At 67.0% G+C, this 23,403-nt stretch carries 23 protein-coding genes; 14 read left to right on the plus strand and 9 right to left on the minus strand.

Features of this window, described 5'->3' with window-relative positions:
- Positions 1–157: 157 nt before the first annotated feature.
- The 5 genes from FEZ61_RS01455 (at position 158) to FEZ61_RS01475 (ending at position 4,234) form a co-directional block, all read left to right on the plus strand.
- Entirely contained in the window at positions 158–649 is a 492-nt protein-coding gene (locus FEZ61_RS01455) for a hypothetical protein (RefSeq protein ID WP_017641818.1), read from the plus strand.
- A gap of 231 nt (positions 650–880) precedes the next feature.
- On the plus strand, positions 881–1,420 hold the full coding sequence (gene moaB, locus FEZ61_RS01460; protein ID WP_017641817.1) for a molybdenum cofactor biosynthesis protein B: 540 nt from the start codon (positions 881–883) through the stop codon (positions 1,418–1,420).
- Positions 1,417–2,613 carry a gephyrin-like molybdotransferase Glp gene (glp, locus tag FEZ61_RS01465; protein WP_017641816.1) on the plus strand — a complete coding sequence of 399 codons (1,197 nt, stop codon included), beginning with the start codon at positions 1,417–1,419 and terminating at the stop codon, positions 2,611–2,613. The genes moaB and glp overlap by 4 nt, the downstream gene beginning before the upstream one ends.
- 126 nt (positions 2,614–2,739) lie before the next feature.
- Entirely contained in the window at positions 2,740–3,684 is a 945-nt protein-coding gene (yegS, locus tag FEZ61_RS01470) for a lipid kinase YegS (RefSeq protein ID WP_017641815.1), read from the plus strand.
- A 22-nt stretch (positions 3,685–3,706) separates the two neighbouring features.
- The gene (locus FEZ61_RS01475; protein ID WP_017641814.1) at positions 3,707–4,234 is read left to right on the plus strand and encodes a sterol desaturase family protein; all 528 of its coding nucleotides are present in this window, start codon (positions 3,707–3,709) and stop codon (positions 4,232–4,234) included.
- A 39-nt stretch (positions 4,235–4,273) separates the two neighbouring features.
- Here the strand turns inward: FEZ61_RS01475 and FEZ61_RS01480 are convergent, their stop codons facing one another.
- The 6 genes from FEZ61_RS01480 to fni form a co-directional block, all read right to left on the minus strand.
- Positions 4,274–4,807 (minus strand): gluconate 2-dehydrogenase subunit 3 family protein, encoded by a 534-nt coding sequence (locus tag FEZ61_RS01480; protein WP_064308031.1) that lies wholly within the window; start codon positions 4,805–4,807, stop codon positions 4,274–4,276.
- Between the two features lie 172 nt (positions 4,808–4,979).
- Positions 4,980–5,915 carry a phytoene/squalene synthase family protein gene (locus FEZ61_RS01485; protein WP_064308032.1) on the minus strand — a complete coding sequence of 312 codons (936 nt, stop codon included), beginning with the start codon at positions 5,913–5,915 and terminating at the stop codon, positions 4,980–4,982.
- A 2-nt stretch (positions 5,916–5,917) separates the two neighbouring features.
- Positions 5,918–7,414 (minus strand): phytoene desaturase, encoded by a 1,497-nt coding sequence (locus tag FEZ61_RS01490; RefSeq protein ID WP_064308033.1) that lies wholly within the window; start codon positions 7,412–7,414, stop codon positions 5,918–5,920.
- Positions 7,411–8,604, minus strand: a complete 1,194-nt coding sequence (crtY, locus tag FEZ61_RS01495; protein WP_173146850.1) for a lycopene beta-cyclase CrtY — start codon at positions 8,602–8,604, stop codon at positions 7,411–7,413. The genes FEZ61_RS01490 and crtY overlap by 4 nt, the downstream gene beginning before the upstream one ends.
- Positions 8,567–9,835 carry a glycosyltransferase gene (locus tag FEZ61_RS01500; RefSeq protein WP_178121236.1) on the minus strand — a complete coding sequence of 423 codons (1,269 nt, stop codon included), beginning with the start codon at positions 9,833–9,835 and terminating at the stop codon, positions 8,567–8,569. The genes crtY and FEZ61_RS01500 overlap by 38 nt, the downstream gene beginning before the upstream one ends.
- 26 nt (positions 9,836–9,861) lie before the next feature.
- Positions 9,862–10,911, minus strand: a complete 1,050-nt coding sequence (fni, locus tag FEZ61_RS01505; protein WP_017641808.1) for a type 2 isopentenyl-diphosphate Delta-isomerase — start codon at positions 10,909–10,911, stop codon at positions 9,862–9,864.
- A 135-nt stretch (positions 10,912–11,046) separates the two neighbouring features.
- Here fni and FEZ61_RS01510 point away from each other — a divergent pair, with 135 nt between their 5' ends.
- Positions 11,047–11,928 carry a polyprenyl synthetase family protein gene (locus FEZ61_RS01510; RefSeq protein ID WP_173146854.1) on the plus strand — a complete coding sequence of 294 codons (882 nt, stop codon included), beginning with the start codon at positions 11,047–11,049 and terminating at the stop codon, positions 11,926–11,928.
- Between the two features lie 67 nt (positions 11,929–11,995).
- Complete coding sequence (locus FEZ61_RS01515) at positions 11,996–12,220, plus strand: hypothetical protein (RefSeq protein ID WP_017641806.1); 225 nt, start codon at positions 11,996–11,998, stop codon at positions 12,218–12,220.
- Between the two features lie 193 nt (positions 12,221–12,413).
- Here the strand turns inward: FEZ61_RS01515 and pdeM are convergent, their stop codons facing one another.
- Positions 12,414–13,073 carry a ligase-associated DNA damage response endonuclease PdeM gene (gene pdeM, locus FEZ61_RS01520; protein ID WP_017641805.1) on the minus strand — a complete coding sequence of 220 codons (660 nt, stop codon included), beginning with the start codon at positions 13,071–13,073 and terminating at the stop codon, positions 12,414–12,416.
- Positions 13,074–13,581: 508 nt separating this feature from the next.
- On the opposite strand from pdeM, the gene FEZ61_RS01525 reads away from it, so the two are divergent.
- From FEZ61_RS01525 to FEZ61_RS01550, 6 genes are all read left to right on the plus strand, one after another.
- Entirely contained in the window at positions 13,582–13,845 is a 264-nt protein-coding gene (locus FEZ61_RS01525; protein ID WP_007162881.1) for a DUF1315 family protein, read from the plus strand.
- A gap of 84 nt (positions 13,846–13,929) precedes the next feature.
- Positions 13,930–14,763 (plus strand): DUF2797 domain-containing protein, encoded by an 834-nt coding sequence (locus FEZ61_RS01530; RefSeq protein WP_064307233.1) that lies wholly within the window; start codon positions 13,930–13,932, stop codon positions 14,761–14,763.
- A 12-nt stretch (positions 14,764–14,775) separates the two neighbouring features.
- Positions 14,776–17,415 (plus strand): aminopeptidase N, encoded by a 2,640-nt coding sequence (gene pepN, locus FEZ61_RS01535; protein ID WP_173146856.1) that lies wholly within the window; start codon positions 14,776–14,778, stop codon positions 17,413–17,415.
- 374 nt (positions 17,416–17,789) lie between these two features.
- A complete protein-coding gene (locus FEZ61_RS01540; protein WP_173146858.1) occupies positions 17,790–18,398 on the plus strand; it encodes a hypothetical protein in 609 nt (202 codons plus the stop codon).
- A 122-nt stretch (positions 18,399–18,520) separates the two neighbouring features.
- Positions 18,521–19,108, plus strand: coding sequence for a LemA family protein (locus FEZ61_RS01545; RefSeq protein WP_064307230.1), 588 nt, complete (start codon positions 18,521–18,523; stop codon positions 19,106–19,108).
- Between the two features lie 4 nt (positions 19,109–19,112).
- Positions 19,113–20,954: a M48 family metallopeptidase gene (locus tag FEZ61_RS01550; RefSeq protein ID WP_173146860.1), complete on the plus strand. Its 1,842-nt coding sequence runs from the start codon at positions 19,113–19,115 to the stop codon at positions 20,952–20,954.
- A 4-nt stretch (positions 20,955–20,958) separates the two neighbouring features.
- Here FEZ61_RS01550 and FEZ61_RS01555 read toward each other — a convergent pair whose 3' ends face one another.
- Positions 20,959–22,149, minus strand: a complete 1,191-nt coding sequence (locus FEZ61_RS01555) for a serine hydrolase domain-containing protein (RefSeq protein ID WP_173146862.1) — start codon at positions 22,147–22,149, stop codon at positions 20,959–20,961.
- A gap of 53 nt (positions 22,150–22,202) precedes the next feature.
- Here FEZ61_RS01555 and def point away from each other — a divergent pair, with 53 nt between their 5' ends.
- Positions 22,203–22,742 (plus strand): peptide deformylase, encoded by a 540-nt coding sequence (gene def, locus FEZ61_RS01560; RefSeq protein WP_017641798.1) that lies wholly within the window; start codon positions 22,203–22,205, stop codon positions 22,740–22,742.
- Here the strand turns inward: def and FEZ61_RS01565 are convergent.
- Positions 22,739–23,377: a DsbA family oxidoreductase gene (locus FEZ61_RS01565; RefSeq protein ID WP_173146864.1), complete on the minus strand. Its 639-nt coding sequence runs from the start codon at positions 23,375–23,377 to the stop codon at positions 22,739–22,741. The two genes, def and FEZ61_RS01565, sit on opposite strands and share 4 nt — an antisense overlap.
- Positions 23,378–23,403: the final 26 nt, after the last annotated feature.

The following is a 23,403-nucleotide window of genomic DNA, read 5'->3' on the forward strand; positions in this document are numbered from 1 at the left end:
AGCCCGGTTTCCGCCCTGGCTGCCGGCTCTGGCGGGATTTGTTCGGGTAGGCGCCCTGGACTAGACTCGGGCGTGTCCTGCAAAGGGGCGTACTAGACACCTTTGACCCCCTCCGCCTGGTGGAGGGGAGTCCCTGCCCAGAAGGAGTTTGGAAACGATGAAGACGATGCTGCTTTCCGCCCTGGCCCTGGCGGCCTTGCCCGCCTTTGGCGCAGGCGGTGGCGAACCGCCCTCGATCAAGGTCACCTTCGGCAAGCCGACCATCCGGCAGAAGCTGTTCTACGAAAAGCTCTACGAGAAGAAGCCCTATCCCGACGCCACCCTCTATTACTACAGCAATGGCGTCTACAAGATCATCTCGCCGGGCGAGGAGCACTATGGCGTCTACGTGGTGCATGGCCAACTGACCGACGATAAGTACCAGGTGGATTTCATCTCGCTGCCGTCTGCGGACTGGGGTGGCAAGACGGCCCGGCACTTCCTCACCTTCGATCGCAAGGCCGGCACCTTCACCCAGCAGGCGACCTGGGAAGAGGACCCGGATATCGCGCCGCAATATGGTCGCTTCAGCCAGGACGCCAACGACATCGCCGATCCGCGACCCATCAAGTGGGACAGCCATGCCGAGGGCGAACAGCGCCAGCGCTAGCCATGGCCGGTCGCGCCCCTGCGGGTTGAAGGGGCGTCGGCTTTTCCTCTAGGCTGTCGCTATGCAGCCCGCGCGGATGTCTTCCCTGACCCTGGTGGCCGACAGCGAGCCTCCCTGCCGGAGCGCTCGCCTCCTGGCCACCCCTGGTCACCTCACCCACGGGAAACCCGCTGCCCGTCCAGCGGTCTTCCGCTGCACCCTTTCTTTCGCACTCTTCGGAAACCCAAGCAGATGAGCCATAAAGCCGAGGCGGTTTTCGTACCGCTGAACGTTGCCGTCCTCACGGTCAGTGACACCCGCACCTTCGAGACCGATACCTCGGGTCAGCTGTTCGTCGACCGCCTGCAGGCCGCCGGCCACTTCCTCGCCGACCGCGTGCTGCTCAAGGATGACCTCTACCGGATCCGCGCCCAGGTCGCCCACTGGATCGCCGAAGACCAGGTGCAGGTGGTGCTCATCACCGGTGGCACCGGCTTCACCGGTCGCGACAGCACCCCGGAAGCCGTGGCCTGCCTGCTAGACAAGCAGGTGGACGGCTTCGGCGAGCTGTTCCGCCAGATCTCCGTGGCCGACATCGGCACCTCCACCGTGCAGTCCCGTGCCCTGGCCGGTCTGGCCAACGGCACCCTGGTCTGCTGCCTGCCCGGTTCGACCAATGCCTGCCGCACCGCCTGGGACGGCATCCTCGCCGAGCAGCTGGACAACCGTCATCGCCCCTGCAATTTCGTGCCGCATCTGAAGCAGGCCGAACCCTGCGGGCCGCGCGGATGAGCCTGCTATCGCTGGAAGAGGCCCTGGCGCGGTTGCTGGCCATGGCCGCCGAAGACGGTCCCTTGCCCCAGGAGCGCGTCGCCCTGGAAGACGCCGACGGGCGCATCCTGGCCGCTCCGCTGATCGCCGACCTGGACCTGCCGCCCTGGGACAACAGTGCCATGGACGGCTATGCCTTGCGCCTGGATGACTGGCAGGGCGAGCCGCTGCGGGTTTCCCAGCGTATCTTCGCCGGCCAGGCACCGGCGCCGCTGGAGCCAGGCACCTGTGCGCGCATCTTTACCGGCGCGCCGGTGCCGGCGGGTGCCGACTGCGTGGAAATGCAGGAGAACACCGAGGTGCTGGACGACGGTCGGGTCCGTTTCGTCGAGCAACTGCGAGCGGGGCGCAACATCCGCCGCCGCGGCAACGAGGTCAAGGTGGGGGACGAGGTCCTGTCAGCCGGCACGGCCCTGGGCCCGGTCGAACTGGGCGTCGCGGCCTCCCTCGGGCGTGCCCGGCTGGACGTCTTTCGCCGCCCCAAGGTCGCGGTCCTGTCCACCGGCGATGAACTCGTGGCGCCCGGGCAGCCCCTGGGACCGGGGCAGATCTACAACAGCAATCGTGCCCTGCTCATCAGCTGGCTGCGGCGGCTGGGCTGCGAGGTTTCGGACCAGGGCATCCTGCCGGACGACCTCGCCGAGACCCGCCAGCGGCTCGGCGCGCTGCAGGCCGATCTGATCCTGTCCACCGGCGGTGTCTCGGTGGGGGAGGCCGACTATCTGGGCCAGGCACTGCGCGAAGAGGGCGAGCTGACCCTGTGGAAGCTGGCGCTCAAGCCGGGCAAGCCGCTGACCTGTGGGCGTTTCCGCGGTATCCCGCTGATCGGCCTGCCGGGCAATCCCGCCTCGACCCTGGTGACCTTCGGCCTGCTGGCGCGGCCCTATCTGCTGCGCCGGGCCGGCAAGATCGACGTGGCGCCGCTGAGCGTCGAGGTACCGGCGGGTTTCGACTGGCCGCGAGCCGGGGCGCGCCGTGAATACCAGCGCGCGCGCCTGGAGAATGGCCGGGCGGTGCCCCATCGCAACCAGGGCTCCAATGTGCTGCAAACCGCGGCCTGGGCCCATGGTCTGGTGGAGATCCGCGAGGACCGCACCTTCGCCGTCGGTGACTTGGTGCGCTTCATTCCCCTCGCGGAATTGCTCAAGGCCTAGCCAACCGATCGTCAGGACTGAACGTGGCCGTTGGGCCACAGTCCTAGTCTCCAGAATCGCACGCCGGGCTCTGCCCGGTACCTGACGCGGCATCTCGCCGCACAGCGCCAACCTTGGACGACAGACATGACGACGACAGGCACCCTGGCTGACGCAGCCCTGGTCATTCTCAATGGCAAGGAAACCGGTAATGAGGACGTTCGAGAGGCCATTCTCGAACGGCGTGCCGCCGGTCATCGCATCGATGTGCGGGTAACCTGGGAAGAAGACGATGCGGCGCGCTTCGTCGAGCAGGCGACCCGAGAGGGCTATGGCATCCTGGTCGCGGCCGGTGGCGACGGCACCCTGCGCGCCGTGGCCGAAGCCATGGCCCAGAACCACAGCCAGGCGCGCCTCGGTCTGCTGCCGCTGGGCACCGCCAACGACTTCGCCCGCGCAGCGGGGGTGCCGGTAGAACCCGCGGCGGCCCTGGCGCTGCTGGACGGCCCGACCAGCGCCATCGACCTGGTCGCGGCGGATGGTCAACTGTTCCTCAACATGGCCACCGGTGGCTTCGGCTCCCAGGTCACCGCCAACACCCCGGGTGAACTCAAGCGCCTGCTGGGCGGGGCGGCCTATCTGCTCACCGGCCTGACCCGCTTCGCCGAGGTGCATTCGGCCCACGGCCATTTCCGCGGGCCGGGTTTCGAGTGGGAGGGTGAATTCCTCGCCCTGGGCATCGGCAATGGTCGTCAGGCGGGCGGTGGCCATGTGCTCTGTCCCACCGCCGTGGTCAACGATGGCCTGCTCGACGTAGGCATCCTGCCAGCGTCCCAGGACGTGCTCGGTACCCTCGGCGAATTCCTCAGCAAGGGCTTCAGCACCGAAGAGATGTTTATCCGCGCACGCCTGCCCTGGGTGGAGCTGGAAGCCGCCGAAGGTCTGGACATGAACCTCGATGGCGAACCGGTCAAGCGCGACCGGGTGAGATTCGAGGTGCGTCCGGGTATCCTGCAGGTCTATCTACCAGTGGATTCGCCCCTGCTGGGCGAGACCGCCGGCTCGCTGGCCGAGCCGGTCGCGACGTCCTGAGCAGGTGGGTGCGGAGGTAACGTTGGAGCTACTGATCAATGCGGGAATCGTGCTGGCCACGGTGGCTGGCATGGAAGCCTTCGCCTGGTGGTCGCACAAGTACATCATGCACGGCTGGGGGTGGGGCTGGCATGAATCCCACCACCGCCCACGCACGGGCTGGTTCGAAAAGAACGATCTCTATGCGGTTGTTTTCGCCGGCCTCGCCATCCTGCTGATCGCCCTGGGCAATGCCGGTTACTGGCGCCTGCAGTGGATAGGGGCCGGCATGACCCTCTACGGACTGCTGTATTTCATCGCCCACGATGGGCTGGTGCACCAGCGTTGGCCGTTCCGCTACGTGCCGCGCACTGGCTATCTGAAGCGGCTCTATCAGGCGCACCGCATGCACCATGCGGTGGACGGCAAGGACGGCTGCGTGTCCTTCGGCTTCCTGTTGGCGCCAACCACCCAGCAGCTCAAACAGCAGTTGCGTGAGATACACGGCGGCGCCCTGGATTCCTCGCGTGAGCGCAAGGCCCGGGATCAGGTGCAGGAAGGCGTGGACTAGGCGGGAGCGGAAGCGCCTCCTGGGAGGCGCTAACCGGGGTCAGGCGACGGCTGGGGTGTCGTCGTAAGCGGCGAACAGCGAATGGGCGTACTGGCTGCGCTCGCTCTCGTTGCGCAGCAGATCGATGAATTCCTTGGCCGGCGGATTGAGGGTCCCCGCTTCGGCGGCGGTGACCACCTGGGCCTGCTCGCCAGCCGCCAGCTCGGCGAAACCAGCACCCAGCCGCTCGGTGCAATAGCTATCCACCACGGCCAGACCGTCACGCAGCAGGTCGCGCAGATTGGCGCCCTGCTGGACCTGCGCCTGTTCGTCGAAGGGATCGACGATGTTGGAGCGGTCGCCATGGGCGTAGGGGGTCAACATGTGGCGATCGATGAATTCGGGCAGGCGGGCATCGGCCTGCTGGCTGTCGGCCTGCAGATGAGCGCACAGGGCGACCAGGGTACGCCACTGGGTGGCGTTGAAGAATTCTGGCTTGTAACCGGACTGCGCGTTAGCGGAAAGGCCAAGGGCAAGTAGTGACGAGGAGGCAGCGAAGCGATCGTGTGAAACAGCCGTTTCCGTCTTGTGCATGTGCAAATCCCATACTCGTAGGCTGACTACCGGATGCAGCGCTCTGGCTCAGGCATCCATCCATCCGCGGCCCGCGAGGGGTCGCTTTAATCCGACCCGTTTATCGCATAAAAGTTTGCTGTTGGGCATCCCTGAGATGCACGCAAATGTGACCGAAGCGTAATCGCTGGCGTCAGCGGCGCGGTCGGGTCCAGAGCATGGCCGGGCGCGGCTCGTCGCGCTGGTGCCGGGAGAGCATGGCGCGCGCGGCGCCGCGGCAGACCAGGCGCAGCTTGTCGGCGGTGCTGGTGCTGACGCGTTGGTCCCAGGCATGGGCGCCCAGGTGCAGCACCTGCACGCCGATCTCGCGATAGACGCCACGGGCGGTGGCGATGGCCCAGGCCGAGCGCAGGGGCAGGGCGGCGAGGCCCTGGCGCGCCGAATCGTAGTAGGGCTCGGCCAGGCGCACCAGCCGCTCGGCCAATTGGGCGACCGCTGCGCGATGGCGGGGGTCGGCCAGCTCTTCGGCCGGTACGCCGAGCTCGTCGAGCCACAACCGTGGCAGGTAGATGCGGCCGATGCGGGCGTCCTCGACGATGTCGCGGGCGATGTTGGTGAGCTGGAAGGCCATGCCCAGGTCACAGGCGCGATCCAGGGTCTCCTCGTCTTCGGCGCCCATGATGCGTGCCATCATCACTCCGACCACGCCGGCGACGTGGTAGCAGTACTCCAGGGTGTCTTCCAGCTCCACATAGACGCGCTCCTCGACGTCCATGCGAAAACCGGCCAGGTGGTCCAGCGGCAGGGCCAGGGGGATGCCATGGCGCTTGACGACTCGCTGGAAGGCGGCGAAGGCCGGATCCTGCAGGAGCTCATCGCCATAGGCGGCGCGGGTCAGCCGTTCCAGCTCGGCCAGGCGTTCCCGACCGCCACGGCGGTCGCCCTCGACCTGGCCGTGGCCCAGCTCCTGGCCGTCGATGACATCGTCGCAATGGCGGCACCAGGCATAGAGCAGCACGGCGCTCTCGCGGGTCTCGGGTGCGAACAGCTTGGCGGCCGCGGCAAAGCTCTTGGAGCCGACGGCGATGCTCTGCTCGGCGTGGTCGACGACGTCATGGGTGGCAGTCATGGCTAACCGTGCTCCTCGAGGATGACGCTGGCGGTGGCCTTGGCCGAACCCACCACGCCCGGAACGCCGGCGCCGGGATGGGTGCCCGCGCCGACCAGGTAGAGGTTGGGAATGACCTTATCGCGATTGTGCGGGCGGAACCAGGCGCTCTGGGTGAGGATGGGCTCCAGGGAGAAGGCCGAGCCGACGTGGGCATTGAGCTCCTGACGGAAGTCGGCTGGAGTGAAGATGCGCGAAGTGACCAGATTGGCTCGCAGGCCCGGCATGTAGCGCTCTTCCAGATAGGCGAGGATCTTGTCGCGTAGGCGTGGGCCTTCCACGCTCCAGTCGACGTCGGCATTGCCCAGGTGAGGCACCGGCGCCAGCACGTAGTGGGCGCTCTGGCCGGGTGGCGCCAGCGAGGGGTCGGTGACGCAGGGCGAATGCAGGTAGAGCGAGAAATCGTCCGGGACGCCCGGGCCCTTGAACAATTCGTCGATCAGACCGCGATAACGCTGGCCGAAACAGACCATGTGGTGTTCGAGACCCACCGGCGGCTGGCTCAGGCCGAAGTGGATGACGAACAGCGACATGCTGTGTCTCTTGCGCTTGAGGCGGTTGCTCTCGACCACGCCATGGGTGTGGTGACCGAGCAGCTTGCGATAGGTGTGCACCACGTCGGCGTTGGAGGCCACTAGGTCGGCCGGGATCTGGCTGCCATCGGCCAGGCAGACGCCAGTGGCGCGATTGCCTTCGGTGAGGATGCGTTCCACCGGCGCATTCAGCCGCAGCTCGCCACCGAGGTCGCTAAAGAGTTTCAGCAGACCCAGGACCAACTGATGGGTACCGCCCTTGGCGAACCAGACGCCCCACTTGCGCTCCAGTGCATGGATCAGAGCATAGATCGAGGAGGTGGCGAAGGGATTGCCGCCCACCAGCAGGGTGTGAAAGGACAGCGCCTGGCGCAGCTTCTCGCTCTTCACGAAGCGCGACACCTGGGTGTAGACGCTGCGCCAGGCGGTGAGCTGGGCCAGCTTGGGGCCAGCGGCGAGCATGTCGCCGACCTTGAGGAAGGGCTTGGCGCCGAGACGGAGGTAGCCCTCTTCGAACACCGCTTGGGAATAGGCCAGAAAGCGCTGGTAGCCAGCCACGTCGTCCGGTTCCAGGGCACGGATCTGCTCGTCCAGACGGGCCTGGTCGTTGACGTAGTCGAAGCGGGTGCCGTCTTCCCAACACAGTTGGTAGAAAGGGCTGACCGGGAGGAGCTCCACATAGTCGCTCATCCGCCGGCCGCTCAGGGCGAACAGCTCTTCCAGCGCCGACGGATCGGTGATGACGGTGGGGCCGGCATCGAAGGTGAAGCCGGCGTCTTCATAGACATAGGCACGACCGCCGGGCTTGTCGCGACCCTCGATGAGGGTGGTGGCGATGCCGGCCGACTGCAGGCGGATCGCCAGGGCGATACCGCCAAAGCCGGCGCCGATGACGATGGCCCGCTTGGGCCCGTTACCTTGGGTCATGGTGCTTCCTTGAACTGAGGGGGACGCGCCAACGCGGCATCCAGGGCCGGTTTCAGCGGTACCGGCGGTTTGCCGGAGAGAATGCGCAGGCGATCGAAGGCGGTGAGGCGGCCGGCGTAGAACCGCTGGATCAGTGGTTCGCCGAGGCCGTAGAACCTTTGCATGACGCGTACCCGGTGTTCGGGGCGGCCAGCGAGAAAGAGCATGCGATTGAGTAGGCGGAAGAACCCTTGCTGCCGCCAGCGTGCCTGGGCGTAGTGCCGCAGGGTGTCGCGCAGCACGGCACTGGAGGTGAAGGGCTGGGCGGCCAGGTGCTCCGCCAGACGCACCGCCTCCGGCAGCGAGTAACCGGTGGTGGGGTGGAACAGGCCCGCGGCCAGGCCGATGGGCGCCCCGGCGGCGACGTTGTCCCAGTAGCGGTCGAGATCGCCGCCCAGGGTGATGGGCAGCACGCCCTGTTCCTCGCGTAGCACCTCGGCGATCTGCCAGTCCTGTTGGCGGGCGTAGTCGGCCAAATGCTGGCGCAGGCGTTCGACCGGCAGACTTTCGCCGTCGGCGTAGTAGGTGTCTTCGATCAGCAGCCGGTCGGGGGCCAGCGGCAGGCTGTAGACGAAGCGATAACCGTCCAGCTGATCGACGGTGGCGTCCATCACGATGGGTTCGGCCAGGCCATGGGGGCGGGTGAGGCGGACCTCCTGGCCGAGGAATTTCTGATAGCCCAGCCAGAGCGCCGGATCGGAGCGTGGGCCGCGGGCGTCGATCACCGCGCCGGCGGCCAGGGTGTAGCCATCGGCGAACACCACGCCATCGTCCTGCAGGCGCAGCACCTCACGGCCCAGCAGCAGGCGCTCGGCCGGCAGGCGCGCGCTCAGCACCTCATGGAAACGTTCGGCGCTGATGCTGGCGTAGCCGCTGCCGAGCTGTCGCTGCCGCTTGGGGAAGCGCACCTCGTAGCCCGGCCAGCGATGGGCGACCAGGGGCTCGATCCAGGCATGCTGCGGCACCGTGAGATCCGGTTCGTGGAAGGACCAGGTATGGTTGCCGCCCAGGCGTGGGCTGGCTTCCACCAGGCGCCAATCCAGTTCTGGCCGCGTCTCCGCCAGGTGCAGGGCGAGCAGGCCACCGGCCAGGCCGCCGCCGACGATCAACAGATCAGGACGCACGGTCGAGCCCTCTTCGGGCCAGGCCATCCACCAGGCGGGCGGCAGCCGAGATACCGCCGGCCGCCTGGGTAATGGGCACGAAGCGTTCGGCTGCCTGGCGATAGCCGGGATCGGCCAGCACGGCGCCAAGGGCCTGGGTAAGGCGTGCCTTGCTGGCCAGGCGCGGCGCCAGGCAGATGCCGGCGCCGACCCGCTCCAACCGCCGGGCGATGCCGGGCTGGTCGAAGACCATGGGCAGGGCAAGCATGGGTTTGCCGGCCGCCAGGGCGTCCAGCACGGTATTGAAGCCGCCATGGGTGATGACCGCATCGGCGCGGGCGATGGCCGCTTCCTGGGGCGCGAAGTCGGTCACCCAGGTGGCGCCATCGTCCAGCAGACGCCGCTCGGCGCTGGGGTCCAGCCGCCCGCAGTGAGCGATCAGCACCTGGACGCCGAGTTGGCGACTGGCCTGGGCGATGCGGCGGAACAGCGGTAGCCGGCCACCCTGCAGGGTGCCGAAGGAGGCGAAGACGAAGGGTCGGCGCGGATCGATCTCCAGTTCCAGCCGTTGCTCACGCACCGCCGGCGAGCGCAGCGGCCCGACTTCGTGGAAGTGCGGTGGTGGTGCGCGGCGCGGAAAGTCGAAGCCCGGCAGGCATTGGCTCAACTGCAGATACGGTGAGAAGCAGTCGTCGAGGGTGCGCCGGTCGCCAAGGCCGAAGGCCTGAGCCTGGCGCTGGATGACCTCGCCCTGGCTACGCATCATCAGGTCGAACACCTGGGTGGCGCCCTGGACGATCTGCCGCTCCCGCTCGGTGCCGGGATAGGCGAAGGGCAGGGTGGGCAGCGGCAGATGGGGCTCGCGATTCATCGGCACGGCGCAGGCCAGCGAGGCATAGGGCAGGCCCAGGTGGTCGCCGAGCAGGCCACCGGCCGGCTCCATCTGGTCGGCGATAAGGCAGTCGACACCCAGGTCGCGCAGGACGGTCGGGCCTTCGCGGCAGAACAATTCGGTATTGCGTGCCATGTCGGCGATCACACCGAACACCGACCAGGGCTTGCTGCTGGCGGTACGGGCGAGCAAGGGGCCCAGGCTGCCACGTGGATGGCTGGTCGCGCCTATGGCCTGAAACTGGATACCCGCTGGGAGCGTCCGATCGCCCACCTCCTCCTGGTGCAACAGGGTGACCCGGTGGCCGAGGGCGACCAGCGCCTCGCCCAGCACCAGATGGGTGGACAAATGGCTCGGCAGCGGCGGCGAGATCAGGGCGACATGCATGGCGGCGTCCGGTCGAGTGTCGGCCACTATGGGCACCGCAGCGGCGTGGCGTCCAGCAACTCGGCCTGGCGCAAGCTGGCCAGATCGGCCGAGCCGGTGCAGAAGCAGGCGATGCGCAGCTGTTCGATCACCACCTGGAAATGCGCGATCACCGCCTCGGTGGATTCCGTGGCGCCGGGCAGGGCCGCGGCGGCCTGGCCGGCCAGATCCGCGCCGAGGCGGATGGCCTTGGCGGCGTCAATGCCGTCGCGGATGCCGCCCGAGGCGATCACCGTCGCCTGCGGGCAGGCCGCGCGCACCTGGCGCAGGCTCTCGGCGGTGGGAATGCCCCAGTCGGCGAAGGCGCGGGCGATGGCACGCTGCTGCTCGTCACGGGCGCGTTCGGCTTCGACCGCGGCCCAGCTGGTGCCACCGGCCCCGGCGACATCCAGCACCGCCACGCCTGCTTCCAGCAATTGCCGGGCGACCCGGCCCGAAAGGCCGGCCCCGACTTCCTTGACGACGACCGGCACGGCCAGATGTGTAACCAGGTTTTCCAGCGCGCCGAGGATGCCATGCCAGGTCCGATCGCCACCGGCCTGCACGGCTTCCTGCAAGGGATTGAGATGCACGATCAGGGCGTCTGCCTCGATCATCTCCACAGCGCGGCGTGCCTCGTCGAGGCCATAACCGGCCACCAACTGGGCGGCACCGAAGTTGGCCAGCAGGGGTACGTCCGGCGCCAGGCGCCGCAATTCGCCGGTCAGGCCCTGGTCGCCACCCTGCTGCAGGGCGATCCGCTGGGAGCCGACCGCCAGGGCGATACCCAGGGTCTGGGCCGCTTCGGCGAGATGGCGATTGATCAGCGCGGCCCGCTCTGGCCCGCCGGTCATGGAGCTGATCAGCAGGGGCGCGGCCAGGGGGCGATCGAACAGCCGAGTACCCAGGTCGATCTCGTCCAGATTCAGTTCGGGCAGGGCGCAGTGCGTGAAGCGATAGGCGTCGAAGCCCGTGGTGACGGCGCTGCGGGCCTTGTGGGGATCCAGCACGATGTCCAGATGATCGTTCTTGCGGCTTGCCAGTTCCCAATCCACCATGTCTTCTAGAGTCCGCCCTGAATGACCTTTCGTCGGTCGTTGTGGTCTGGTAGGGGACGACGGGTTCGCTTTGCGAAGACCTAATCCACCGAGGTGCGACCGTTCGTCGGTTCCACATATGGAGTATCTCGACTCATGGCGACCGTATTAGTGCCGAACGCGACAGACAATTTTGCCGCTTCGCTGCAATGGCAGCGTACCCGTATCGACGAGCGTCTGGCAGAGCTATTGCCGGCCGGGACCGATCCGGTCGCCGCCGCCATCCGCAGTGGGGTCATGGCCCCGGGCAAGCGACTGCGTCCGTTGCTGATGGTCCTGGCCGCCGAGGACCTGGGTCAGTCCGACGAAGCCGTGCTCGATCTGGGCTGCGCGGTGGAAATGGTGCACGCGGCCTCCCTGTTCCTCGACGACATGCCCTGCATGGACGATGCGCGCCTGCGCCGTGGCCGTCCGACCCTGCATGTCGAGTTCGGCGAAGACGTCGCCATGCTGGCGGCGGTGGCCCTGCTCAGTCATGCCCTGCGGCTGGTCGCCGGCCTCGCCGGGGTGCCGGCGGAAACCCGGACCCAGATGGTCTGCCAGCTGGCCGATGCGGTCGGTACGGCCGGGCTGGTCTGCGGCCAGTACCATGACCTGCACGACGGTCGCCAGACGCGTCCGGCCGAAGCCATCGCCCTCACCAACCAGCTCAAGACCGGGGCGCTGTTCTCCGCGGCCATGGGCATGGCCGGTGCCACCCTGGTCACCAGCGCCACGCAGCGCGAAGCCTTCCACGTCTTTGCCTGCCAGCTGGGCCTGGCCTTCCAGTTGCTCGACGATCTCGACGACGGCAAGGGCCTGGGCAAGGACGCCGGCAAGGATGGCGACAAGTCCACTCTGGTCAGCCTGCTCGGCCGTGACCATGCTCAACGCCAGTTGCAGAGTCACCTCAAGCAGGCCCGCGAGGCGCTGGCCGTGGCCGATTGCGCCGATGGTGCCCTGGCCGGATTGCTGGATATCGTCTTTCGTCCGCGTTAGGGCGAATTACTGGGCGTCTGGCCCTCTAATCTCTCGATAGCCTTGTTCCCGTGTGAGGAGTCCTGAGATGTCGAAGTGGAAAATTGCTTACAGCAACGTTGACGGCAACACCTCGGTGGTCACCACCGAAGCCGAGCAGAAGCCGGACATGGAGCGGGTCGCCCAGATCGTCCGCGACGATGCCCTGGAAGAGTACGATGACAGCGAGGTCCCGCGGGATTACGACGAACCTACCGTAGCCCTGTTGGAGCGGCACGGCATCACCATCACCGGGATCACCGAAGAGGGCTGATCTCCGGGGTATCTGGTTCTAGGTTCTGTACGAAAAGTCGACGAGCGAAGGTCAGGCGAGGCGAAATAGGCTGAGGAAGCGGATCGGACTCGCGCTCGAGTTCACGAGCGGTAAATGAGCATTCCGACCGGGCTGGCGATCCAGGCCTTTTTCAACGAAGCATCACCGAGCGTAGGCACTTTTCGTACAGAACCTAGCGCAGGGGCCAGATACCGCCATCCCCTACCACGAAGATCCGTCGCGCCGGATCGGGCGCCAGCAGGTGCCCGCCGGTGAAGTCCCCGAAGGCCGGCAGGATCAACACTTCATCGTTTTCCAGGCAGAAGCAGGGCAGGCGTAGCGCCTGACGCCCGCGGCCGTGCAGGCGAAACGCCGGATGGATGTGTCCGGCCAGCACCGGCAGTCGCGGATGGGGATCGGGTTCGTGCTGCAGCGACAGGCCGTCCAGTTCCAGCGGCTCAGCTACCACGTCGATACCCAGGGCGGCCGGTGGATCCCCCGCGCGGCGGTCGTGGTTGCCGCGGATCAACAGCAGCCGCAGGTGGGCCTGGTGTTCCCGCCAGCGCTCCAGGGTGTCCATGGTCAGGGGCGCGCGGGATTCCGGCGCGTGCAGGAAGTCACCGAGAAAGATGATCTCGCGGCAGTCGTAGCGCGCCAGCAGGCTGTCCAGTCGCGCGATATTGCCCGCTGTGGTGCCGTGGGGTACCGGCTGACCCAGTGCCCGAAACGCCGCGGCCTTGCCGAAATGGATGTCCGCCACCAGCAGCGCCTGGCGCGCCGGCCAGTAGATGGCCTTTTCCGCGAGCAGCCAGAGTTCGACACCGGCGAGGATGAGAGGGTGATAGGCAGGCATGGGGTCTCCAGAAAAGGCCTCCTGCTCTGATGGCGGCGGGGTGCCAGGGTTCAGCGGCGTTGCACGTTGGGCAACACGGCGTGGGATCAGACGCGTAAGGCGCTGGACGCCGGCGGTCTTCTGGACCTCGAACAGGGGGCTGGTAGCAGCGAAACACCGTGGCAAAGTGATCTTGGCGTTCGCCGAGCGCTGAGGTCGAGAAACTTTTTCGTTGCTGTGCCAGTCCGCCAAGGCGACCCTTGCCTCGAACTACTCGAAGAAAGAGGCTGTGCCGTTTTCTACGCGACGGCATACGCACCCGCGTAGGTTGGGTTGAGCGCAGCGAAGCCCAACAGCCCAATCCGGTATCGCCACCGTTGGGCTTCGACGATGGAGCCGTCTCAACCCAACCTACCGCGACTCCGGGCCCCGAGCCGAAACACACCCTATGACCGCCATTGAGCCAGGCCAGGTGCACCGCGGCGGGCAGCCCGGTAAACTGGCGGTTCACTAGAGTCCGGAGCGACCCATGTCGACATCCTTCGCCCAGATGCTGGAAAACATCACCCCCGATATCTACGAGGGCCTGAAGCTGGCCGTGGAGATCGGCAAGTGGCCGGACGGCCGCAAGCTCAGTCGCGACCAGGTCGAGCTCTGTCTTCAGGCAGTGATCGCCTACGAGGCCAAGCACCTCCCCGAAGACCAGCGGACCGGTTACATGGGCCCTCAGGAATGCGCCTCCAAGTCGGTGCCCATCGAGAACATCCTGTTCAAGTCCGACGCCATTCACTGATCGACTACGCCCTACCCGACGAGGTGCCCTTCGGTGACGAAGAGGCACCTCGCGTCTTTTAGAGATCGAGAAATTCCTACCGTGATGACCGAACTGGGCCGTGGCGCCCTGCGCAAGATGGCCGTGACCCTGGCCGACCCCGTCAACTATGCCTTCCGCCTCGATGAGCGGGAGGTGCCGGTCAACCCGCTGATCGGCCGCCGCGTGCGCCTCGAATACCTGGGTGCCATCCATTGCACCCACTGCGGTCGCAAGACCCGCAAGAGCTTCAGCCAGGGCTACTGCTATCCCTGCTTCACCGTCCTGGCCCAGTGCGACAGCTGCATCGTCAGCCCGGAAAAGTGTCACTACGAGCACGGCACCTGCCGCCAGCCGGAGTGGGGCGAAGCCCACTGCATGGTGCCCCACGTGGTCTACTTGGCCAATTCCTCGGGCCTCAAGGTCGGCATCACCCGCGCCACCCAGCTGCCCACCCGCTGGATCGACCAGGGCGCCTACCAGGCGCTGCCGATCCTGAGGGTCGCCACCCGCCAGCAGTCCGGTCTGGTGGAGGACGTGTTGCGTAGCCAGGTGGGCGACCGCACCAACTGGCGCGCCATGCTCAAGGGCGTCGCCGCGCCGGAAGACCTGGTGGCGGTACGCGAGCGCATCTTCGATGCCTGCGCCCAGGGCCTGGACGATCTCCAAGGCCGTTTCGGCCTGCAGGCGATCCAGCCGGTGGTCGACATGGCGCCCATCGAGATCCATTATCCGGTCACGGTCTATCCCACCAAGGTGGTCAGTCATGACCTGGAAAAGACGCCTGTGGTGGAAGGCACGCTGCTGGGCATCAAGGGTCAATACCTGATGTTCGACACCGGCGTGATCAACATTCGCAAGTACACGGCCTATCAGCTGGCCGTGTCCGTTTCCGAGTAAGGATGTAAACCCATGCGCACCGACCAGCCCCAGACCATCTACCTCAAGGACTACCAGGCGCCCGAGTACCTCATCGAGGAAACCCGCCTCAGATTCGAGCTGCACGACGACCAGACCCTGGTGCACGCCGAGCTGCGGCTGCAGCGTAATCCGGCGCGTGGCGCCGGCCTGCCGCCGCTGGTGCTGCATGGCGAGGAGCTGGAATTGCTGACCGTGGCCCTGGACGACCAGGCCCTGGCCGCCGGCGACTACCAGGTCGAGGCGGGCAGCCTGACCCTGCAACCCCAGGGCGAGGCCTTCGTGCTCAAGACCTCGGTGCGCATCCATCCGGAAAGCAACACCGCCCTGGAAGGCCTGTACGTCTCCGGCACCATGTTCTGCACCCAGTGCGAGGCCGAAGGCTTCCGCAAGATCACCTACTACCTGGATCGGCCGGACGTGATGAGCGTCTTCACCACCACGGTGGAGGCCGACAAGGCCAAGTACCCGATCCTGCTCTCCAACGGCAACCCCGTGGCCAGTGGCGACGCCGAGGGCGGCCGCCACTGGGCCACCTGGGAAGATCCCTTCCCCAAGCCGGCCTACCTGTTCGCCCTGGTCGCCGGTGACCTCTGGTGCGTCGAAGACAGCTACCGCACCGGCAGTGGCCGCGACGTGGCCCTGCGTATCTATGTCGAGCCGGAAAACATCGGCAAGCTGCAGCACGCCATGGACAGCCTGAAGAAATCCATGCGCTGGGACGAGGAGGTCTACGGCCGCGAATACGATCTGGACATCTTCATGATCGTCGCGGTGAACGACTTCAACATGGGCGCCATGGAAAACAAGGGGCTCAACATCTTCAACTCCAGCGCCGTGCTGGCCAGCCCGCGCACCGCCACCGACGCCGCCCACCAGCGCGTCGAGGCCATCGTCGCCCACGAATACTTCCACAACTGGTCGGGCAACCGCGTGACCTGCCGCGACTGGTTCCAGCTGTCGCTCAAGGAAGGCTTCACCGTGTTCCGTGATGCCGGCTTCAGCTCCGACATGAATTCGCCGACGGTCAAGCGCATCGAGGACGTGGCCTTCCTGCGCACCAACCAGTTCGCCGAAGACGCCGGCCCTATGGCCCACCCGGTGCGTCCGGATCACTTCATCGAGATCTCCAATTTCTACACCCTGACAGTGTACGAGAAGGGCGCCGAGGTGGTGCGGATGCTGCACACCCTGCTGGGCCCGGACGGCTTCCGCAAGGGCACCGATCTCTATTTCGAGCGCCACGATGGCCAGGCGGTGACCTGCGACGACTTCATCAAGGCCCTGGAAGACGCCAACGGCGCCGACTTCAGCCAGTTCAAGCGCTGGTACAGCCAGTCGGGCACCCCGCGCCTGGCGGTCAGCGAGCAGTACGATGCGGCGGCCAAGACCTATCGCCTGACCTTCCGCCAGAGCTGCCCACCCACCCCAGGCCAGCCGACCAAGGAGCCCTTCGTCATCCCGGTCCAGTTGGGCCTGCTGGATGGCCAGGGCCGCGAGCTGCCCCTGCGCCTGGAGGGCGAAGCCGCTGCCCAGGGTACCGACCGGGTGCTGTCGGTCACCCAGGCCGAGCAGACCTTCACCTTCGTCGATGTGCCCGAGCGCCCGCTGCCTTCGCTGCTGCGCGGCTTCTCCGCCCCGGTCAAGCTCAGCTTCCCCTATAGCCGTGAGCAGCTGACCTTCCTCATGCAACATGACAGCGACGGCTTCAATCGCTGGGACGCCGGTCAGCAACTGGCGGTGCAGGTGCTGCAGGAGATGATCGCCGGCCAGCCGCTGGACACCCGGCTGGTGGAGGCCCTGCGCACCGTGGCGGCGGATGAGTCCCTCGATCCGGCCATGGTCGCCGAGATGCTGTCGCTGCCGTCCGAGGCCTATCTGGTGGAGCTGTCCGAGCAGGCTGATCCCGGTGCCATCCACGGTGCCCGTCGCCAGGCCCGCCGGACCATCGCCGAGGCCCTGCGCGACGTGCTCTGGCAGCGTTATCGCAGCGCTCGGGAGGAATCGCGCGCCACGCCCTACCAGGCCAGCGCCGACCATATCGCGCGTCGCAGCCTGCAGAATGCTGCGCTGGGCTACCTCATGCTGCTGGAAGAGCCGGAGGCGCGCGACGCCGCTCTGGAGCAATTCGAGCACGCCGACAACATGACCGAGCGCCTGGCTGCGCTGAGCGCCCTGGTCAACTCCGGTTTCGAGCAGGAAAAGGCGGAGGTACTGGCGCGTTTCTTCGAGGAGTTCAAGGCCGATCCGCTAGTGATGGACACCTGGCTCAGCGTCCAGGCGTCCAGCCCCTTGCCGGGCGGCCTGGCCCGCGTCCAGGCACTCATGGAAAACCCGGTCTTCACCCTGAAAAACCCCAACAAGGTGCGGGCGCTGATCGGCGCCTTCGCCAACAGCAATCTGGTCAACTTCCATGCCGAGGACGGCAGCGGCTACCGCTTCCTGGCCGATCAGATCATCACCCTCAATCGGCTCAATCCGCAGATCGCCTCGCGCCTGCTGACGCCCCTGACCCGCTGGAAGAAGTACGGTCCCGCGCGCCAGGCGCTGATGCGCGCCGAGCTGGAGCGGATCCTGGCCAGCGGCGAGCTGTCCAGCGACGTCTACGAGGTGGTGAGCAAGAGCCTGGCGTAGGAGAGCCGACTGGGCTGCTTGTTGGGCTTCGACGATAAAGCCGTCTCAACCCAACCTACCTCGTCCCGTAGGTTGGGTTGAGCCCCGCGAAGCCCAACATCGCCCGCCGCCAAGCCTGACGCCCAGCGTCGGGCTTTTTTTTGCCCAGATTTTCCCGCGCGGCCCTAGCCTGTAGCGCCTCTGCCGCCCGCTGAAAAATCTCGCACATCCTCGTGCCTGACAACTCGTCCCCACTCGGGCGCCGCCTGGCTGATGAAAATGCTTTAGGCTGACAACTGTATTCAAATCAGCTGCAGAGAGGCGCCGCCGTCAGGGTAGGCGCGTGGCCTCGCTCGGCACCCAGGCCCTATCACCGGAAGAGAGCGGAGCGGCAGATGAGTCATGCACAGCTGATGGATTGGGGATTCGTCCTGATAACCCTGTGCAACATCCTGCTGATCGCCCTGGTGGTGTTTCTCCTGTGGCAGCGCTACTTCGCCGGCGACGCCGCGGCCAAGGGCGAGGAGGCCAGCGAGGCGCAGGCGCCGGCCCTCCCCGAGGCGGTGGCCAATCCGCCTGCCGATACCCAGCCGCCACCTCTTCTCGTCAGCCCCGGCCCGGCGGCGAATCGCAACGTCGACCTCTTCGACGAGGGACCGGAGGAGGTGTACGACGAAAACTACCCCGAATGGAAAAAAAGCGACGACCCCTACGTCGAGGAGCTGCTGTCCCACCGCGAAGCCCTGGAGCTCAAGGTGGACAACATGGTCATGCGGCTCACCCGGGCGCACAAGGTGGTGACCGGGCTGCGCGCGCAGAATCGGGAATTGCGCGCCTCCGAGGCCCAGGCCCAGCGGCTGCAGGAAGAGCTGACCCGAGCCCAGACCAGTCTCGCCCAGATGCGCCAGGAGCGTGACGCCCTGCTGGTGGAGGTGCAGCACAGCCGCAAGGGGGATTCGGCGCCACGGCAGCCGACCGACACGGGCGCGCCATCCTCCCCCTGAGCAGCGATGGTCGGCCCATGCTCCGCCAGTCATCCCCCCAACCGCCGCATCCGTCGCGCTGAACAGCGATCGGCGCGGCTTGCTCCTAGACTGGCACTCTCACCACCTTCAAGGACGATTCGATGAAATTGCTGCTCCTGCTGGCTGCCCTGGTCGCCATCGGTCTGTTCGCGATCAGCCTCTACAACGCCCTGGTCACGGCGCGTAACGCCTATCGCAATGCCTTCGCCCAGATCGATGTCCAGCTCACTCGCCGACACGACCTCATCCCCAATCTGGTGGAGGCGGTGAAGGGCTATCTGCAGCACGAGCGCGAGACCTTGCAGGCGGTGATGGTGGCGCGCCAGCAGGCGCAATCCGGTCTGCATCAGGCCAAGACCCGGCCGGAGGATCCCGTCGCGCTGCATGCCCTGGAGCAGGGCGAGCAGGGGCTCGGCATCGCTCTCGGGCGGCTGTTCGCCGTGAGCGAAGCCTATCCGGAGCTCAAGGCCAACGAGACGGTGATCCAGTTGATGGAAGAGCTGAGCTCCACGGAAAATCGGCTGGCCTACGCGCGTCAGGCCCATAACGATGCGGTGATGGACTACAACAATCGCTGCGAGACCTTTCCCGGATCGCTGCTCGCCAGCCGCTTCGGCTTTCGCCTGGCGCAGCCCTTGGCGCTGCCGGATGGGGCCGCGCGCCAGGTGCCGCGAATCAGCCTGAGCTGAGTTCGTGCGCTTTCTCGACGACCAGGCCGCGGCGCGTCGGCGCACCCGGCTGTGTCTCGCCTTGCTGGCTCTGGTGGTGCTGCTCATGGCGCTGGCCAGTGCCGGACTGGCCCTGGTGTTCTTGCCGCGGGAGGTCGTCGACTACCTGGGCGGACGCGGGCCAACGCTGGTCAAGAGCGGTTTGGTCTTTGTCGGCGTCATCACCGGAGCGTCCTTCTGGAAGGTCCGGCAACTCGCCCGTCAGGGTGGAGAGGCGGTGGTCAGGCGCTTGGGCGCGGTGCCGCTGGACGATCAGGCCAATCCCCGGACCCGCCAGTTGCACAACGTGGTGGCGGAGATGGCGCTGGCCGCCGGCGTACCGGTGCCGCGCCTGTATCTGCTGCCGGACGAACCGGCCATCAATGCCTTCATCAGTGGCTATGGGCCGGCCGATGCGAGCCTGTGCCTGACCCGCGGCGCCCTGCAGCAGCTGAACAGGGACGAGTTGCAGGGCGTGGTCGCCCACGAATTCAGTCATCTGCTCAATGGCGACATGCGCCTGAATCTGCGCCTGCTGGGCTGGCTGCATGGCATCAGCCTGATCGCCGACCTGGGACAGGAGCTGTTTTCCGATCGCACCTCGACCACCACCCGGGTCGACGGCAACCATCTGCTGGGCTGGTTGCTGGGCACCGTGCTGCTGGCGATCGGCGGCTGCGGACTGTTCTTCGCCAATCTGATCCAGGCCGCGGCGACGCGCTCGCGCGAGCGCCTGGCGGATGCCTCCGCCGTGCAGTTCACCCGCCATCCCCAGGGGCTGGCCGATGCCTTGAAAAAGATCGCCGCCCATCCGCTGCAGGGGCGGCTCTATCATCGCCGGGCGCGCAGCGTCGCCCACATGGTGCTGGGCGACTCCGGCGCGTCCTGGTTCGCCACCCATCCACCGGTCCTGGAACGCATCCAGCAACTCGAACCGGGGTTCGACGAATGGCAGCTGGAGCGCCTGCGGGCGGAGGCGCTGCTGCCCACGGGCGTGGCCTATGTCGCCGGCAGTCCGCCACCCGCGCCGGCACAACCGACCGCGAGTCAACCAACAGCCCCGCCCGCGATGGCCGACGAGCGCCTGGCGGACATCCCGCCAGCGCTGTACCTCTTCCTGCAAGACCCGCAACAGGCCGCCGAGGTGCTGCTGGCCCTGGCCGGTGCCTCCGCGCCGACTGCTGCAGGGGAGGGGCGACGCTGGGTGGATAGCCTGGACACGGCGCTGCACCTGCCGCTGGCCCAGCTGACCTTTCCGGCCATCCGGCAGTTGCCCCGGCCTGCCTTGCGTGCCTTGCTGGTCGCGCTCAAGACGCAGCTGCGATCCGCGGAGCTGGATCTGTCCCGCTATTGCCTCGCCCGGATCATCCAGCGCCAGCTGATCGGCAGCCTGGCGCCCGGACGCCAGCAGCCTGCAGGGCGGCGTACCCTGGCCCAGGAGCGGACGGCGGTGCTCACTCTTTACGCGGTCGCTGCCGAGCAGACCCACGAGAGCGTCCTGGCGGCGCGGCGCGCCTTCCTCCTGGCCGTGGCAACCACCTTTCCCGGACTGCACTGTGCCTACCAGCCGCCACTGGCCTGGCTACCCGCGCTCGAAGTGGCCCTGATGGGCCTGGGCCGGTTGGGCGTTGAGGCGCGGACCCTGGTACTGGAAGGCTTGATCCGCCTGGTGGAGGCGGATCAAGCCTTACGAATCCGCGAGCTGGAGCTGCTGAGGCTGTGTTGCGCCGTGCTGGAATTGCCCTTTCCCGTCATTCAGGCACAGCTTTCTCGCGGCGAGGACGGGCCGTTGCCTGGACGCTCGGCCGCTCCTGTCCTATCCAGCTGAGCGATCAGTCCCGGTAGAGGGCATCGCGGATGGCGTCGGGAAAGGGACCACTCATGCCAGCGATCGCCGTGTTGGTGAGGATCACCACGCTCAGCTCGCGCGCCGGATCGATGAACCAGGCGTTGCCGTAGACCCCGCCCCATTGCAGGGTACCGGGCGTCTGCGGTGTCTTCGCCAGCCGGGCATCGCGCAGCACCGCCGCGCCCAGGCTGAAGCCCCAGCCTGGCGCGTCGTCGCGTTGCAGCCCGGGGATCTGGTCTTCCATGAACAGACGCTGGCTGGTCGGGGTGAGCAGCCGGCCCTGGCGCAGCGCCTCCAGGAAGGCCAGGTAGTCTCCCGCACTGCCCTGCATGCCGCCGCCGCCCGAGGGAAAGGCCGTGGCCGAGAGTGCCCGCGCCGGGGAATAAAGGATGCCGCCCTTGGGCAGGGGCAGCAGATAGGGCTCGCTCATGGGCTCCGGGCGTGGATAGCCGTCGCGATAGGCCGTGGCCAGGTGGCTGGGGTCGCTGACGTGAAAGCTCAGGTCGTGCAGGTCGAGCGGTGCCGCCACCTGCTGCTGGACGACCTGAGGCAAGGGCAGGCCGGTCGCGGCTTCCAGCACGCCGCCCAGGACATCCAGCCCGAGGGAGTAGCGCCACTGGGTACCTGGCTTGAAGTCCAACGGTACGCCGGCGAGGCGCCGCAGGTTTTCTTCCAGGGTCAGGGGGGCGCCATCCAGGCCGTCGGATACCCCGGCGCGGTGATAGGGACCGTCCTGGTCTTCGCCGAAGCCGTAGTGCAGGCCCGCGGTGTGGCTGAGGAGCTGGGCCAGCGTGGGCACGGCTGGAGTGCCATCGGCCAGGTGCGGGGTGAAGTAGGGCAGGTAGCGACTGACCGGCGCCTGCAGATCCAGGCGCCCCTGATCCGCCAGGCGCAGCGCCGTCACCGCCACCAGCGGTTTGGTCAGGGAGGCAAAGCGAAACAGCTGGTCTTCCTGCATCGGCCGCTGCGCTTCCCGATCGGCGAATCCCGCCGCGCGGTGATACACCACCCGGCCCTGACGGGCGACCATGACCACGGTACCGACGATGCGCTGCTGGGCGATGGCGCGCTCCAGGATCGGATCCAGCCGCGCGGCGAGGGCGGCTTCCTCGGCCTGGACGAGGGGAGCGCTCAGGCCGAGACCGAGGGCGCTGGCGAGCAGTAGGGAGGACATCTGGTTTAAGCTCCTGGCGAAACGCCGGTGACTGGCAAAGAAGGAATCCTCGCATGATTCGCGACATTTTGAAGATGGGTGATCCCCGGCTGCTGCGGGTGGCGCCGCCGATAGCCGCCGAGCGCCTCGGCTCGGCGGAGCTGCAGGCGTTGATCCAGGACATGTTCGATACCATGGCCGCCGCGGGTGGCGTGGGTCTTGCCGCCCCGCAGATCGGTGAGGACCTGCAGCTGATGGTCTTTGGCTTCGAGCGCAATGCCCGCTATCCCGAGGCGCCGCCGGTACCGCTGCAGGTACTGATCAATCCGCGTATTGAGGTCCTTGATGCCAGCGAAGAACTGGGCTGGGAAGGCTGCCTGTCGATCCCCGGGCTGCGCGGCGAGGTACCGCGGCCGCGGCGAATCCGTTATCGAGGCGTGGATGGCGCGGGCAACCTGGTGGACCAGCAGGCCGAAGGCTTCCATGCGCGGGTGGTGCTGCACGAGTACGATCACCTGATCGGTCGGCTCTATCCCTCGCGGATTCAGGACTTCGCCCGCTTCGGCTTTACCGAGGTGCTGTTCCCCGAGTTGACGCCGGCCGCCCAGCGCTAGGCTTGGATCGCGTCCAGCTGCGCCCGGACGGCTGCCGCCAACTGGGCGAAGGGTACCGCTCCATCCAGAGCCCGCGCCTGTTCGATGGGCGCCTGCGCGGAACGCAGCAGCAGCGTCGGTACGGCCGTGATGCCCAGGGCTTCGGCGCGATCCTCGGCGTGCAGCACCACGTCGGTGTGGTCACCGCGCGCCAGGCTGGCCTGCAAGGCTTCGCCATCGAGACCGCTGCGGCGCGCCAGATCGATCAGCACCTCCCGCTCGCCGATATCGCGCCCCTCTTCGAAGAAGGCCTGGAAGACCGCCGTATGGAAGGCGTCGAAGCGGTCGTGGTCGCGGGCGAATTCCGCTGCTTCCAGGGCCAGACGGCTGCGCGGCTGGACCGGTGGTAGCCGCAGCACCATGCCGTATTCCGCCGCCATGGGATAGACCGCCCGGTCCCAGGTCCGGCGCAGATAATCCCCGGTGGGATCCAGGGTGGGCGTGGGTTCGGGGCGCAATTCGAAGGCATGCCACTCGATGGCCAGTTGATCGCCGAATTCCTCCTGCAGGCGCGCCAGCTGGGGCAGCTCCAGGTAGCAGAAGGGGCAGACGTAGTCGCTCCAGACATCCAGACGAACGCGCGGGGTGGCGGTCATGGCAGTGCTCCGGAAGGGCGTGGTGT

Origin of the sequence: Pseudomonas sp. MS15a(2019), assembly GCF_013277805.1 — a bacterium.
Taxonomy (GTDB): Bacteria; Pseudomonadota; Gammaproteobacteria; order Pseudomonadales; family Pseudomonadaceae; genus Chryseomonas; species Chryseomonas benzopyrenica.